Origin of the sequence: Rosistilla oblonga, from assembly GCF_007751715.1 — a bacterium.
Classification (GTDB): domain Bacteria; phylum Planctomycetota; class Planctomycetia; order Pirellulales; family Pirellulaceae; genus Rosistilla; species Rosistilla oblonga.
Genome location: NZ_CP036292.1, coordinates 4,943,656 through 4,959,211, shown reverse-complemented (window position 1 = coordinate 4,959,211; position 15,556 = coordinate 4,943,656). Strand labels below are relative to the sequence as shown.

At 57.3% G+C, this 15,556-nt stretch carries 8 protein-coding genes; 1 reads left to right on the top strand and 7 read right to left on the bottom strand.

Going from position 1 to position 15,556, the window contains the following annotated elements; genetic code table 11:
- Positions 1–131: 131 nt before the first annotated feature.
- From CA51_RS17555 to CA51_RS17545, 3 genes are all read right to left on the bottom strand, one after another.
- A complete protein-coding gene (locus CA51_RS17555; RefSeq protein ID WP_420821469.1) occupies positions 132–2,594 on the bottom strand; it encodes a DUF1549 and DUF1553 domain-containing protein in 2,463 nt (820 codons plus the stop codon).
- A gap of 132 nt (positions 2,595–2,726) precedes the next feature.
- Positions 2,727–5,183, bottom strand: coding sequence for a PPC domain-containing protein (locus tag CA51_RS17550; RefSeq protein ID WP_197451263.1), 2,457 nt, complete (start codon positions 5,181–5,183; stop codon positions 2,727–2,729).
- 177 nt (positions 5,184–5,360) lie between these two features.
- Positions 5,361–6,668 carry a DUF1501 domain-containing protein gene (locus CA51_RS17545; protein ID WP_145122522.1) on the bottom strand — a complete coding sequence of 436 codons (1,308 nt, stop codon included), beginning with the start codon at positions 6,666–6,668 and terminating at the stop codon, positions 5,361–5,363.
- 680 nt (positions 6,669–7,348) lie between these two features.
- On the opposite strand from CA51_RS17545, the gene CA51_RS17540 reads away from it, so the two are divergent.
- Positions 7,349–7,708, top strand: coding sequence for a hypothetical protein (locus CA51_RS17540; protein WP_145122521.1), 360 nt, complete (start codon positions 7,349–7,351; stop codon positions 7,706–7,708).
- Between the two features lie 110 nt (positions 7,709–7,818).
- On the opposite strand, the gene CA51_RS17535 is transcribed toward CA51_RS17540, so the two are convergent.
- The 4 genes from CA51_RS17535 to CA51_RS17520 form a co-directional block, all read right to left on the bottom strand.
- Positions 7,819–10,023 (bottom strand): peroxidase family protein, encoded by a 2,205-nt coding sequence (locus tag CA51_RS17535; protein WP_145122520.1) that lies wholly within the window; start codon positions 10,021–10,023, stop codon positions 7,819–7,821.
- Positions 10,024–10,354: 331 nt separating this feature from the next.
- Positions 10,355–11,914, bottom strand: a complete 1,560-nt coding sequence (locus tag CA51_RS17530; RefSeq protein WP_145122519.1) for a sulfatase family protein — start codon at positions 11,912–11,914, stop codon at positions 10,355–10,357.
- A gap of 126 nt (positions 11,915–12,040) precedes the next feature.
- Complete coding sequence (locus tag CA51_RS17525; protein WP_145122518.1) at positions 12,041–13,441, bottom strand: sensor histidine kinase; 1,401 nt, start codon at positions 13,439–13,441, stop codon at positions 12,041–12,043.
- 249 nt (positions 13,442–13,690) lie between these two features.
- Entirely contained in the window at positions 13,691–15,541 is a 1,851-nt protein-coding gene (locus tag CA51_RS17520) for a DUF4129 domain-containing protein (protein WP_145122517.1), read from the bottom strand.
- Between the last annotated feature and the right edge of the window lie 15 nt (positions 15,542–15,556).

The following is a 15,556-nucleotide window of genomic DNA, read 5'->3' as shown; positions in this document are numbered from 1 at the left end:
TTCGCGGCGCAGCAGTTGCCCGCAACCCGCAGGAATCATCCGATATTCGGAACGCGGCTTAGCAAACTGAATGCGACGCAAACGAAAACGCCGCCAGCGGCAGCGTTGTATCGATCTATTCTACACGCATATCAGTGGTTGAAAACAAATTCTCGGCTGTTTAGCAAAGCCCAGAAAATATCTTCGAGTCCTTCCTTGGGAGATGGCGCTTTTGCGACTGTCGCCAGCAGTTCGGTTTTCTCCGCATCGGTCGGTTTGCGAGCCAGGCAGCGGATGTAGAGTCGTTCGAGTGCTTGTTCAGGAGTCGCATCTCCCGCTAGCAATTCGTCGACAACCTTGCCCTGCGTGATCTTACCGTTGGTGGTGTTGCTGTTCAGCAGGTGCAACGCTTGCGACAGCGAAGGATCGGTCGACGCTTCACAATCGCAAACCGTATCGCGGGGAGCGCGACCAAAGGTTGTCAGGAAGAAGGTCGATGTGCGGCCGTCGGCGATCTGAACCGCGCGAGCTCCCAGCGGCAAGCCGCGGAACTTCTCTTTGGTATTGGTTACCTGGCTGATGCAGTCGAGCAGCATTTCGGCCGGGATACGTCGAACGGTTGCGTAAGCAAAGTTGCGAGTGTCGGTCTTGTTGCTCTCGTTGGACGTTGCACTGCGTTGGTACGCTTCGCTGTTGCAGATGTCGCGAACCAGTTGGCGGAAGTCGAACTTGTATTCGGCCAGCTTGGTACCGAGCAACTCGAAGAGTTCTTGGTTCGAAGCGGGGTTACTGATTCGCACGTCATCGACAGGTTCGACGATTCCGACGCCCATGAAGTGAGCCCAGACGCGGTTGGCGATGCTTGTCGCGAAGTACGGGTTCTCGGGGCTGGTCAACCATTCGGCCAATACGACGCGACGGTCTTTGCCCTTGGTGTCAGCGAATTCACCGCCCAAGAACTTGGGTGGGCTGACCTTATTGGTGACGACGTGTTTGACTTCGCCGCTGCCACGGTTGTAGATGATGCGTTCGCGATAGTCCTCTGCTCCCTTGCTGCCCACTTGGCAGAAGAACGCAGCGAAGCTGTAGTAATCGTTTTGGGTCCAGCGATCAAACGGATGGTTGTGGCACTGGGCGCACTGGGTGCGAATTCCCATAAAGACTTGGGCCACGTTCTCGGCACGTTTGAGCGTATCGGTTTCGATCTGGTAGTAGTTCGTTGCGGGGCTGCTGAACGTACCGCCGGTCGCACCAAGCAGTTCGCGGACCATCTGGTCGATCGGAACATTGCGAGCGAATTTGTCGGTCAACCATTGGTTGTATAGAAACGCCGACTTGTAGCTGACTTGATTGGAGCTCTTGATCATCAGCAGTTGAGCGAATTTCATCGCCCAGATTTCGCTGAATTCTTTGCGTTCCAGCAGTCGATCGATCAGTTCGCTACGCTTTTGCGGAGCGGTGTCGTTCATGAATGTTTGGTATTCTTCTTCGGTTGGCATCTGGCCGGTGATGTCCAACGTGATGCGACGCAAGAACTCTTCGTCGGTGCACAAACCGCTCGGCAGGATTCGCAGTTGGTTCAACTTCTTGCCAACCGATTGATCGATGTAGTTGCCGGTGATTTGTGGTGCTTCGTACTTCAGGTTTTCCGGAAGGACGATCACTTGGCGACCTTCGGTTTTCGTTTCGAAGCGGGCCATGATGAAGGCTTCGCCGCGAGCACCCGCGGTCACGTTGCCTTCGCTATCGATGGCAGCCGATGTTTCATTGTTCGTCATGAACGCAGCGAGATTCGAAACGTCACGCGTGGTGCCGTCGTCGTAGTGTGCCACTGCGATGAACTTCTGCTTGCTGCCAGCACCTTCGATAACCGCTTGTGGAGGATAGATCTCCAACTTCGAAACCGCTGGTGGCGGCGTGGCATCGTTGGGAGCTCCGTTCTCCAACCATTCTAAGATCGTGGCGTAATAGACGCTGTCTTTGTCGAACAGCTTGCCGCCGGTGTGAGTTACGGCGCCAGTCGCTTTCGTCAGGAACAGGCTGTCGGCGGGAACGGCTAGGTTGATCCGACGCATTCCGATTTCGCGGGTGATGCGGCTGTAATCGCCAGCGGGATCGTACCCGAACAGGCTGATCATGAATCCATCTTTACCGATCTTCGCTCCGTGGCAGCTGCCGGTGTTGCAACCGCTGCGAGTCATGATCGGAACGATGTCCTTTTCGAAGCTGATCGGCAGCTTCTCGCCCGGCCGGGTGACTTTGACGGGAATGCGAATTTCGCTCGATCCGTAGTTGCAAACCAGCTCGGTTGCCCCTTCGGCCAGCGGCGTGACTTTGGTGCCGTCGAGCTTGGCCACCTTGTCGTCGGCAAGCGTCCACTTGGCGGTTTCGGTGACATCCAAGGTGACGTCGTCGTCGCGGCGGACGACGGCGATGAAGTTCTGGTAATCGCGAGCGGTATCCAGCGAGATCTCTTCGGGATAGACCGACAAGTTGACCTCTGCCGTTGGCGCGGGGCCGCCGGAAGTGGCTGCTGCGGGGGCCGCTGGTTCAGCCGCCAACGCAATCGCACTGGACAACAATACTGCCGAGAGTGTCAGAGATAGTCGACGCATCATCATTACCTTAGGGTCGTTATCGTTGCTTTTTACGGTCGCTGGGCATCCAAGCCCTTCGTTTGTTCCTGTGGCGATCGTCCTGATCTGCCATAAACCAATCGAAGCGAATCGGTTGGCAAACGGGTTAACTTAGTTGCCCGCTCGAGCTTCCTCACGCATCAATCGCAATTGTTCCAAACGGCTCAGTGGCTTGGCTGCCGCTGGTTTCGGTGCTGCCGGTTTTTTGGCTGGAGCCGCTTCCTTTTTCGCCGCCGGTTTGGCAACCGGTGCTGGCAGCGGTTTGTCGACCTGCAGACTCCCAGTTCCTTGAGTCTGCGTGATCACACCCTTATCGCTGACGATCCTCGCACGAGCGACAAGCGACTTGTGCTGGCCAACGCGAGCCTTTTCGTCGACCTTCACGGAGTAGACGACTTGTTCGGTGTCGTTGGTGATTTCAAGTTTCGTTTTTTCACAGCTGACACCGGCGGGGATGCCGACCAGTTCGACTTCGCACTTGCCTTCGAAAGGACGCCCGATTTCGACGTCGACCAATACGTTGGCATCAGCGCCAAGTTCAGCCGATGTCTTGGGGAACCCAAAGGTGAAGATTTTGTCTTCGATGGTCAGCGTGATCGGTTCCGAAGCGATTTCGTACGAACCGTTTCCATCGCTGATGATTGCATAGGCGATGACTGGCCAGTCGCCGATCGCAGCCGATGAGTTGGCAGTGATCGGAATTTTGGCTTCGTTGCTCCCCTTGGGGATCTTGATGCTTCCGCTGGATCCAATTCCCGGCGGGTTGTACAGCAGGCGTACGGCGACATCGGCGTCGTATCCGCCGCGGTCGATCGTGACGGTCAGTTCCATCGATCCGTTTCGAACGACGGGAACCTGCGGTTGGACGATTGCGATCGTGCAGGGCGACTTTTTCGTGACGGCGATCGCCGCGCGATCGGAGCGGTATTCGAAGGGGACTGCGTTGTTTCGACCACCCACGATTTGATGTTGTTGATCGAACCGCGACACGACGTCATCGCGGCCGTCAACTTTGCCGACCAAGTTGACCAAACGGCCGTCCATTGGGGCGTCCGCGGTGGCGGTCAGCAGCAACGGAACGGTGGTCCGGTTGGCTGGCATTTGAATTGGCGTCGCGGTGACTCCGGCCGGCAGGTTCAACGCTTCGATGTCGATCGCGCCGCCGAAGCCTTTGCGAGTTGCGTTCAGCATTACTGCGGATCGGTTGCCTTGCGGTACTGCGATCATCGTCGCTTCGTATCGCTTGCGATCGGGAAGCGTCAAAGTTAGTTCGGCAGCAGCCAGACGTGTTTCCACACGGTAGGCATAACCGGGGCCGCCGCCACCTAGGTGATCGCTGACGCGAACGTGGTAAACGCCATCGGCTGGGATCTTGTATTCCAAGAAACTGTCGGGGCCTCCGGAATCATCGTTGCCACCGACACGGCCGCCCTTGGCGTTGTAGATGTTGATCACGCCATCGAGTTCCGAACGCAAGACGTTGCGCGAGAACAATCGAATGCTGACGGTTTGGTCCTTCTTGGCTTCAAAGCTGAAGTAATCGTTGTCGCCTGGTTCTGCCAGGATGCCACAAAACGCAGCTGGCAAAGCACCGGGCGTCGACTCTTTAAACGAGTTGTTTGGTTCTTGTTCGACAACGTTGCCCTGCGGTTGGACGCGGACATAGTTTGGCGAAGGGCTGGTGCCGTGTTCGTTGGTAACCACCAATGGATAAGACTCCATCGGTTCGCTTGGCAATTGGATCGATTCGGTCCATTGTTGGCCGTCGATCGCGATGAAGGTCGCGTCGATCAGTTCACCCGGAGCACCACCGGCCGGTACAACGGCGATAGGTCTTGGGTAACCGCCGATGTGCAGGCGATAGGGATCGTTGCGTCCGCCGAACGAGCTGTCGCGGACCATCACGATGTAGCGGCCGTCTTCGGGAGCAGTGATCGAACAGACGCTGTCTTGTTGCAACAGTGGTGCATCGTCGCTGAAGGCGAGTTCAAATCGTTCGCTGTTGAGAATCGCAACGTACGGATCGAAGAAGGGGTCGCCACGGCCCCGACGCAGACGAGTCCCTTCGACTTCGGCTGTCAGGCGGTCTCCCTTTTTCAGGTCGACGGCAAAGTAGTCGACGTCTTCGGTGGCGATCTTGCCCTCGATGGTGACGTTCTTTTCGATCACCTGAGGCGTTTCGAATTCGCTGTTCGGTTCGACTTCATCGACGTTGGGCATCGCACCAACAGCAAACATGATCATGTCGCTGACGTCGGTTTCGGTCACCAGGCGAACGGGATACAGGCCGGGAGGCGTGTCGGCTGGAACCTCGAGTTCCGCTTCGACCTTGCTGTTGTCGACCGGAGTCACCGACAGGACGTTGATCCCGGGGATGTCGAACAACAACTGGCGACCGTCTTTGATCCGGGCGCCAGTGAAGATGACCTTTTGTGTTGTGCCGCGTTGGATACCGCGCGGGATCGATCCGGTCAGACGGGGTTGAGCGGCGGTGGCAACACTGGCGAGGAGGAACAGCACCAGAGTCGACAGCGCGAGCCGTCGCGGGGCCAAAAGGGAAGAGCTCATTCGACGTTCAGCAGCAGTCTGATAGCGGGTGCGATGCATGGCAATCGGTTGCTCGGGCGAAAGGTGGGAGGGAGAGTTACGCGGAGCTGGAAGGGCTCGCCCGCAGGTTTCCCCGACGGGCGAGCGAATGTTCTTGGCAGCAGCGATTCTCAATCATAATCGCTGCGGGCCGTTGGGCTAAGCCAAAATATCCTTGATGACCTTGCCACCATCGACGATTTCCATCGGACGGTCGCCGGGTGCCATCAATTCCTTGTCAGCGACGATTCCCAATTGGTGATACATCGTGGTCGCCAAGTCTTCGGGAGTCACGGGATCAAACTCAGGTTCCGACGCGGTTGCGTTGGACGCTCCGTAGACCGTGCCGCCCTTGATTCCACCGCCGGCCAGCATCACGCTGAAGACCTTTGGATAGTGATCGCGGCCAGCATCCTTGTTGATCTTAGGCGTACGACCGAATTCGGTGGTCACCATGACAAGCGTCGAATCGAGCATGCCACGTTGTTCCAGGTCCTTGATCAATTGTGTCAACGCGTGATCCAACGGCGGTGTCGATCGTTTCATGCCGGCAGTGAGGTTGGAGTGCATGTCCCAACCGCCGTATGTCAGCGTGACCAAGCGGCAACCCGCTTCGACCAGGCGACGAGCCATCAGCATCCGCATGCCAGCGGTGTTCTCGCCGTAGGCCGCTTTCATCTTGGCATCTTCTTTGTCCAAGTCAAAAGCAGTCTTGGCTTCTTCGCTGCCCAGCAGGCTGTAAGCACGGTCGTAGAAGGTGCTCATCGCTCCGACGTTGTCGGCGCTGGTTAGCGATCCGAACTTCTGGTTGACAACTTCCAACGCCGATTGGCGACGTGCGAAGCGTTCCCCATCAGCACCCTTATAAAGATCCAGATCGCGAACCTTGAAGTTCTTGCTGGCAGGATCGGCACCCAGTGCAAACGGGCCGTACGAGCTGCTCAGGTAGCCGCTGCCAGCGAATTCGTTCGGTTGGTTGGGAATGCAAACGTAGGGTGGCAAGTTGTTGCGGGGGCCATATTCATGGCTGACCACGCTGCCGAAGCTTGGGAAGACCAACGCTGGGCTGGGCTTGTATCCGGTGAACATGTTGTGCGTGCCACGTTCGTGAGCCGCTTCGCCGTGAGTCATCGATCGGATCACGCAGACCTTGTCCGCGATGCCAGCGACTTCCTTCATCGATTCGGAGAAGACTTCGCCCGTGTTGGTCTTCACGGTCTTCATCTCGCCGCGAAATTCGATCGGGCTGTATGGCTTGGGATCGAACGACTCTTGTTGGGCGATACCACCAGGCAAGAAGATGTGGATCACGCTTTGCGCTTTGGCTTCGATGAAGTCGTAGTGCTTCATGTCGGCGCGAGCTTGCTGCATCGACAGCAGTTGAGGAAGGCTAAGCCCTAAGCCACCCAGGGCTCCAGCGGCAACAAATCCACGTCGACTGATTGCGTTACCTTGACACTTAAACATCTCAAGAAACTCCTGGCGATTTGGTACGATCGAGCATTACAAACCACTGCTGATTCCATATCGAGCGAGTAGTTTGGTTACGTTGAGTGTTGGCCAGTTCCACGCTGGATGTGGTCCAACACGTTGCCGATTTAAGGTGTGATACCACCGCCTAACATCTGTCAAACTTGCGGTTGGTATTTTTAGGTGGGATAGCGGCAGGTCTAGGTCTTCTGGCTATACAATCGAATAATGTAACACAGCCGACACGAGACTGTCAAACATTTCGGTAATGCCGCTCAGTGAATTGAGTCCATCCCGACCTCTGAGGCGAAATATTGCGCCGGGTCGGTTTCTCCAAAACTGCCGAAAACTCAGGGCGTAAGGCTTTTGAGGAGTCTCACGCCGCTAGCATGGTGCGTCATCAGTAGCTAAAAAAACTTGCATGTTTTTTTGCTCGGTACTAGGTCAGATGGGTGTTTCTTGTGCCAAACTCGCTAGTAGATGTGGCGGTGCGACAATAATGTCTTGGCGCGAAACGCGTCGCTGCTTGTCGTAGGTACACGTTGTTAAGCGAGGTGTGGCGAGGTGCTCTCGCGATTCGCGGATTTTGTGGCGGTCTCGATTCCGTTGCGCTCTGGCCGCTACTAGAATACTCCCTTCCTCGTTTCAAATTGACGATCGTCTTTGGAGAAAAACAGATGCGAATGATTGCCGTATTGGGACTTGTTGGAATCAGCGCGGCTTTGTCGTTGTCGGCCGTTGCCGAAGATGCCGAGCCCAAGCATTCGATCAAGGAATGTATGAAGACCTGCTTCAAAGGTCCTTTGATCAAGAAGGTTGCTGGCGGTGAAGCAACCGACGAAGAGAAAGCCAAGTTGCACGAGATGATGGTTGCGATGGCGAAGGCGACACCAAAGAAGGGTGATGCCGAGAGTTGGAAGACCAAGACCGAAGCGTTGGTCAAAGCTTCCAAGGCTGCTGTCGAAGGCGATGCAAACGCAGCGGGTATGTTGAAGAAGGCGGCAAACTGCAAAGCCTGCCATTCGGTTCACAAGTAACCCCGTGACGACGAGTTCGATTTCGAACACTTTGAAATTCAGCAAGCCAGGCGAACCGTGCGGTTCGCCTGGCTTTTTTTGTTGTTCGCTAGCACCGCCGGCGGTGGGTGCTACGCATAGGTGGTGCCGCTCGAGGGCAATACAAAGACGTTGTCCTGCACCGTGTCGGCGGTGGTGTTGCGGCGGATAATGTCGCTCAACTGTGTATCTTTCACCATCGCCAGATCAGTTGCCGACAGTGCGTTTTCATACCAATAGCGATCACCGTCACGTAAGCGTTCGAATTGGTCGACGATGATGGTGCGGAAGGTCTCGCCGAGGTTCCCGTCGGCGACGTGATCTTCCGACAGCCCACCAACCCACAGATCGATGTCGTCGACGCTTTCGTAAGCCGATTGAAGTCGAGCGATCACTTCGTCGTCGCTGCTGATCTGTTCGAAACAGTCGATCCGTCCTAGCCCCAGCGCTTCCCGCGTGTCGTTGTAGCTGGACAGTCCATGATCGCGGCCGCGTTGGATGTTCAGCGAAGCCAAGTCCAAGCCGCCTTGGCCTGGAGCGCTAAATAGGAAGTTGCGGACGTCGTCGATCACATACGGATCGATCGTCTGGCTTACCTGAGCCGCGGCGCCTTGCAGGATGGGGGCGATGCCGCTTTCCAGCAGCGTGTCGGCAGAGAAGAAAGCGTCTCGCAGAGAGACGTTCCCGGCGGCGATCTCATTTCCGTCCGGATCCAAACGCAGCAGTTCGGGGGATAGTGTCGTGTGTCCAAACCGGAACGCGGCAGTCGAGAACTCGGTGGCGATCGATGGATCGACCATCGCGTCGTATCCCGCGTAGGCGTCTAAGGCGTTTTCGCCAAGCAGCGTGGGAAGGAACTCGTCATACGTGATGTGTTGCAGTTCAGCCCCCACGATCGCGCGGGCTCGTTGGAAGATCTCCTCGTCGACCGCCGCATCGCTCAGGTCGTGACCTTGGTATTCGCTGGCCGCCAGTTCCGTTGCGATCCGGTTGTGTTCGCGAGAGAACAGCGTATGCATCGAGGTCAGTGCGATGTTCTCACCGACACGAACGTCGCCCGAATAAAACCCCAACTGGCCATGCGCGTCGGCTTCCATCTGCAACAACTGGTCGGGCATGGTCAACTGGCCACCGGCAAAGGATCGCAATCGCGTTTCGGTTTCCGCATCGGAACCGTAGATCTGCGACGCGTCGATGTACGATGTGATCGCGTTGTATTGTTGGCGTACGCCATCGGCATCCAGTAGATATCCGGAACGATCAAGAGGCATCATCGCCGTTCCGCTGCCATCGGGATCAAAAAACGGATCGCCTTGCGGGATCGCAATTGGGAGCGTTTCCCCCGAGTCCGCTTCGCTCAGGTCGATGTCGTGATCGATGAACTGGCCCCAAACCCACAGAAAGTCGGTGATGTCACGATCGTTGGGCAGATCCGTCACCTGGTCGTTCACCAGATTGCTGATCGTTCGTGCGCTGGGACGATCCGATCCGGCGGGAGTGTTGTAGTCGTCGCCGTAATCGGCCGGGGCGAGCCGAAGCAGTTGGCTGCCTGTCGCTCCAAAGCCGCTGTCGTGTTGCAGATTGTTTTGAGTCCCATCGATCGTGCGGAAGTCGTCGTTGAATTCGACGATCGGATCATCGACGATCGGCGGATCCGATGGAGTTGTTGGCATCGCCGGGTTGCCATACTGGCCGTCGGTTTGCGTTATCTGCACGCCCGAAAGATCAACGGTCAGGTTGAGCGTAAAGTGGTTGTTGTTGCCGTTGATGTTGATCGTTGGCGCCAGCACCAGTTGGATGTCGTTTGTGGTCCCCGAGTCGCTCAGCTCATGTTTGAAATCTCGCAGCAACGCTTCGATATCTTGCACTAACCGGCTTGCCAGCTGGCTGCCGGAGGCGTGGTCCTCACGCGGCGTTTGATCTTCGCTTGCGTCCGGCGGCAGCGGATCGAACAGATCGTCTTGTGTGTCGCCGCAACTGTCTGTGAAGTCAGTCGGGTTGTGCGGTGAAAGATCCACGTCGCAACTGGCAGCGGTTGGTTTGCAATCCGCAAAATCTGCAACCGGTTGGCATTCGTAGCCCTGCGGTTCGGCGGGGTGAACTAATTCGGAAATCGCTGCTCCGCAGATGCTGCTGGCCGAAAGCACGATCAACGGTTCCATCGTCTCGACAGAAAAGTCGTGTCGGTCGCGAGCGAGGTTATCGTGTTTGCCGGGGCGGGTGGATCGAGGGAGCAGCGCGGCGGCGCGCTTAATCCATGAACGCTGTTTCGCCGTGGCGGTTGGAGATTTTTGCATCACGATGCTAAGCCTGTGTCCGAAGTGGTGGTGGCGTGAGGACGCAATCGAACGACCTCAGCGGTGTTGCACTCGGTAAGCAAAAGGGGGGCCAAAGTTGGCCACACCACGGTTTTCACCCATCAAACCTCGGTTTCTTGGATTCGCAAGCGGGCCCGCGTTGCCAAAGAGCAGCCCGGCACGATGTCTTTGCGGAACGTGTGTCGGAAAAACGCAACATGCGAATGGGCGGTGGCGCCGACGCGTGCGGCGCAAAAGAAAGCGACGCCGTAATCCGGCGCCGCGGCACTAACTTCATTGGGACGTGTCCCGTGCTAACGCTTCACGCGGATCACTTCGCTTCGCGATTGAGCGGCTGGTCGACGACGATCGCCGCGGGGAAATCGGCAGCTTCGTGACCACCCCGTTCCGCCCAGCGTTTGTTTTGCGAGCGGCCACGCGGCTGGTTCATCGGGATGTCCATCCCGCCAGCATCGCCCAGCATCTCATACAGGCGATTCTCCATCGCCTTGGCAACCGATTTTAGCGCGGGATCGTTGATCAGGTTCTTCGTTTCCCCCGGATCGGCTTTCAGATCGTACAGTTCGTCGACATCCCACAGTCCGTAGTAGGTGATGTATTTGTATTGGTCGCCCCGCAACGCAAATTGAGTCGGCGATTGGGGAAAGTTCTTTTCCCAGTAGTAGACGTACAAGAAGTACTTTCGCCAATCCATCTCGGGCTTGTTCGGCAGTTCGAGGAAACTCTGGCCGTCCATGTATTCCGGCGTCTCCAGTCCGGCGGCATGCAGGATCGTCGGCCCGACATCGATGTTGCCGATCACCGAATCGACGACCTTCCCACCTTCATAGAGATCGGGACATTGCATCACCATCGGGACGCGGATCGATTCTTCATAGGCGACGCGTTTGTCGATTAGACCGTGTTCGCCCCACATGAAACCGTTGTCGCCCATGTAGATCACCAGCGTTGAATCGTACAGTCCCATCGCCTTCAGTTGATCCATCACGCGGCCGACGCTGTCGTCGACTGCCAGGACCGATTCGCAATAGCGTCGGTACAGGTAATCCAATCCGTTGTCGCTGTGGTAGGAGAAGTCGATTCCGTGCCAGCTGTTGCGTTGATCGCGGACCCAACGCGGCGCGTTGTTCGCCGCCGAAATCTCCTTGCCACGAGGCAGGAAACTCAGGTCTGCATCGGCATATCGCCCCGCATGTCGTTCCGCCGGCGTGAAGTTCGAATGGACTGCTTTATGCGACAGATACAAAAAGAAGGGCTTTTCGGAACCCTGTTGTTGCTTCAGCCAATCGACCGCGTAATCGGTAAGTTCGTCGGTGATGTAGCCCTTCTGTTTGACCCGTTTGCCGTTGACGTTCAGCGTGTATTTGGGATTGGGGGACAGGTAGTTTCCTTGACCGCGAAAGCTGATCCAATGATCGAAACCTGGTCGCGGATCATCGTGTTCGCCACCCATGTGCCACTTGCCGACAAAGGCTGTCGAATAATCGGCTTGCTGTAGATATTGCGGGAAGAATCGCGTTCCCGCCGGGACGGTTCGGTTGTTGTCGATCACGCGATGCTTGTGCGTGTACAAGCCGGTCAGGATCGAAGCTCGGCTTGGTGAGCACAGCGAGGTCGTCACAAACGCATTTTTTAGATGGACGCCTTGGGATGCAATCGAATCCAGATGCGGCGTCTCGAGAAACGGATGCCCCATGAAACCCATCGCGTCGTAGCGATGGTCGTCGGTCAGGATGAATACGACGTTGCGAGGTTTGGCACCGTCGCGTTTGCCCAGCACCGGCAGGTCGGGCGTCTCGTTTGCTGTCGACAATGAACAGCACAGCCCCAATAGAAAGCACAAGCCACCGGTAGTAAAACGCGAGCGCATCGACAGTCTCCAAGCAGATAATCTTCGTTGAATTGGATCCTCACAAGGGGCGTGAGGCCCTCTCTTCACACGATGATAACGTCGCCCGATTCAACATAGAAGTCGTTTGTCGCGAATTGAGCAGGCTTAGACGGACTTCGCGGTCTGCAACGGGACGGTCGCGGGAGAGCAGGGGAGGACGGCTTCGAAAGTCGAACCTTTTCCCGGTTCGCTTTGCAGCCGCATCGAACCGCCAAACGACTGAACGATGTTCTTGACGATCGCCAAACCGAGCCCGGTGCCGCCGTATTGCTGGTCGCGAGCCTTTTCGACGCGATAGAACCGCTCGAAAATCCGTTCCTGATCCTCGTGGGGAATTCCCAGGCCATCATCGGTCACCGCGATCGAAACCTGTTCCTCGCCGGGCTGACAGCTGACGCGAACGTGCCCGCCAACCTGAGTGTATCGCAGGGCGTTGCCGACCAAATTGTTGACGACCGTAAGCAGCGCTTCGCGTTCGCCCAAGATCGTGCACGCTTCATCGAACGGTTCCAAAATCAGTTCGATCTCCTTCTGAGCGGCAACCGGTTGGTAGGTTTCGCAGCATTCCTGGATCACCGGGAAGACCAGCACGTCGACGGGGGCGGCGGGTTGCGAGCGGTCTTGAGCTCGGGCCAGGTGCATCATGTCGGCGATCAAGCGTTCCAGTCGATCGGCTTGCGAGAGGATTTGGTCGACGAAATGAGGCGCGATTTCTTTGTCGTCGATCGCACCTAATTGCAACGTCTCGGCGTAACCTTTTACCGCCGCCAAAGGAGTCTTCAGTTCATGCGATACGTTGGCGACGAACTCGCGCCGCATCGCTTCGAGCTGCTTCAGCTGGGTTTGGTCGTGAATCGTCAACAGGACGCCACGCCGCGATTCCGATGGAAGTGTGCTCGATTTAACCAACAGTTGTCGCATGTCGGTCGATTGAAGTTCGACCTCGGAATCTTCGTTGGTGCTTAATGTCTGGTTGACCAGATTGGTGACTTCCGGCACCCGGATCACTTCCAGCAACTTGCGGCCGACGGTGGTTTCTTTGTTCAGTTTCAAGAAACGGCAGGCGGCTTCGTTGACCAGCAGGACACGGCGTTCGTCGTCGATCGCGACGATCCCTTCGACCATGTGAGCCAACACCATAAAACTGCGGCGACGATCGGCTTGCAATTGTTCGATCTGGCCGCGCGTCGACTCTTGCAGTCGATTGAGGTGTTGCAGCAGTTGAGCTTGTTCGCCGCTGAACATGGGAGTCCGCACGCGCGACGCTAGGTCTCCGTTGGCCAAATCGTTGGCCCACCACATCAGATCGCTTTCGGCTTTCGTGTGACGCGTCGACCGCTGAACCAGCCAGATCGAAACCAAGGTAGCGATCACGCCATAAGCGACAGCAAAGCGGATCGCCAGCTGGCTGCGATACTCCAGCGGTACCGATGCGATCGTGATTCCGCCCAGCAGCAAACCGATCAGCCCGGCAATCAACAATGCCTTCCACAGCGCACGCAGCATACCCAAGATTGCAACCCTACTTGCTTCCGGCTCTCGATTGTTGATTCATCACGTTCCCACGACTGTTGGTCCGGCGGCGATCTTGAAAATCACCATGAGTCCCACCGCTTCCGCCAACGCGACCGCGGCGGGCCTATTGTCCTTCTAATGTAGACAAACGGTTCGCTGAGGAACACTTGGGGCTTTCGGAACCGTTTGGCGGCTGGCGTCGTGCGGGACGGGGCTTTTTCGAGTCGGATCGCAGGTTAATTATCGATTAACTTTTGGAGGCCCGGGCCGCGCCGCTGGGCGTGACGCTGGTTGCTGCATAAACGACCAGAGCGATTGCAGCGTCTTGCGATGCGCCGGGTTGACGTTCCGATTCCCGTAGACGACCACGTTGTACATCTCTGCCGTCAGCATGATGTTGCGGGCTTGTTCCGGGAAACGCCCTCCTAACAACTGCGTGAACTCGGTCGGAGTCAACTGATCGGGCCGCGGACAATCGTGCTCTCGAGCCCAAGCGTTTAACGCATTGAAGGAGACCACAACGGCTCGCTCCATCGAGATCGAGGCATCGTCCAATGGGTTGGCGTAAGCCGAAAAGGGACGCGGCGGAGCCGGAGGAGCAATCGCTTTTGCCGTTTCCGGTGGTGGTTCGGTCGCATCGTTTCCTCCCCAACCGTTAAATAGCTCCCGCAGCCAGCCGACGATCTCGTCCCAGTGACGCATTGCGTAAAAGGCGACGATCCCGGCGAGGAGGGCAAAGATGAGGAACCGCAGCAGTTCCGAGAGCTTCGACAAAAAGTTGGGCATCTTCCAACCATCGCTTGGCGGTGGGGGAGGAGGTTCCGAAGCGGAGTTCCCTTGCTGATCGCGAGGCTCGCCAGCGTCCGATTCCGATTTCGGATCGCTGCCATCGGAAGCCGCCTGCGAATCGTCGGCCGACTCGCCGCCGGAGTCTGACTTCTCGCCACCGGACTTCTCACCGCCAGACTTTTCACCACCGGACTTCTCGCCACCAGACTTCTCGCCTCCGGACTTCTCGCCTCCGGACTTCTCGCCTCCGGACTTCTCGCCTCCGGACTTCTCACCTCCGGACTTCTCACCTCCGGACTTCTCGCCGCCCGACTTCTCACCGCCGCTTCCCTGCTCTCCTTCGCCTCCTCTCGCATCTTCCGGCTTTCCCTTCTCGACTCCTTCGTCGCCCCAGCCCTGCTTGTTCGATTGCAGTCCTTCGGGCGAGCTGACCGAGGAGGGGAGTTCCAGGGATGCCAGCAGTTGGCCGGGTTTTGGCAGTAGGAAGCAGAGCATCAGCAGGCCGGCGACCAAGGCGGCTCCAAATCCTAGCCAGCGGATGCTGATCCCGGCCGGCATGTCGACTCCACGCTGCCGCAGATAGCGACGCATCCCCAAGAAGCTGGTTGTGACCAACAGCAACAGCGAGCTGGCAAGATAGATCGCCAAGCTTCTCAGCGCCGAATCGCGCGTTGCGGTGTCGCCGGGCAACAGAACTTGGCCAAGTCCGTACAGCGGGATTGCCGCGAACGCCAGGTACAAAATCCACATCCCAGGTCGGTGGCCGCGCTTCTTGCCGCGGGGCCGCTGCGGATCGTTGGTGCCGGTGGCGGCTTGATCGTTATCGCGGTGCTCGGTCAGGCTTTGTGTCGTGCCATCCAACGAGACGTCGCTCTCCTGTTTGGCGGCACCGCCGAACAGCCCGCCCTGCATCAGCCCCTCGCCGCTGGCATCGGATTGTTCGTCGATCAACGTGCAATCGATCGTGATTCGATCGGCCAGGTACCAGATCACGGTCAGCAGGCCCACGACCATCAGCATCCCTTCGCCGACGAAACGCATCGTCGACAGCAGCGTCGCGGCGCCCAGACCCAACGCAAACGCCATCGCTCTGCCTCGTCCCTCTTCGATCGCGATCCGCGCGATCCCGACGGCTGCCACGATAAACAGGAACAGGATGTAGTTGATCCGGGCGATAAAATCGCCGCGATACATGCACAGCGTGAGGAAGTAAACGAGGCTGGCGATCATCGACACGATCAACGCAGGGTTGAGTGCGATCACGATGTAATCGATCGTCGTCTTGTCGCGTCGTTGAACCATAAAAAGCAGAGACCT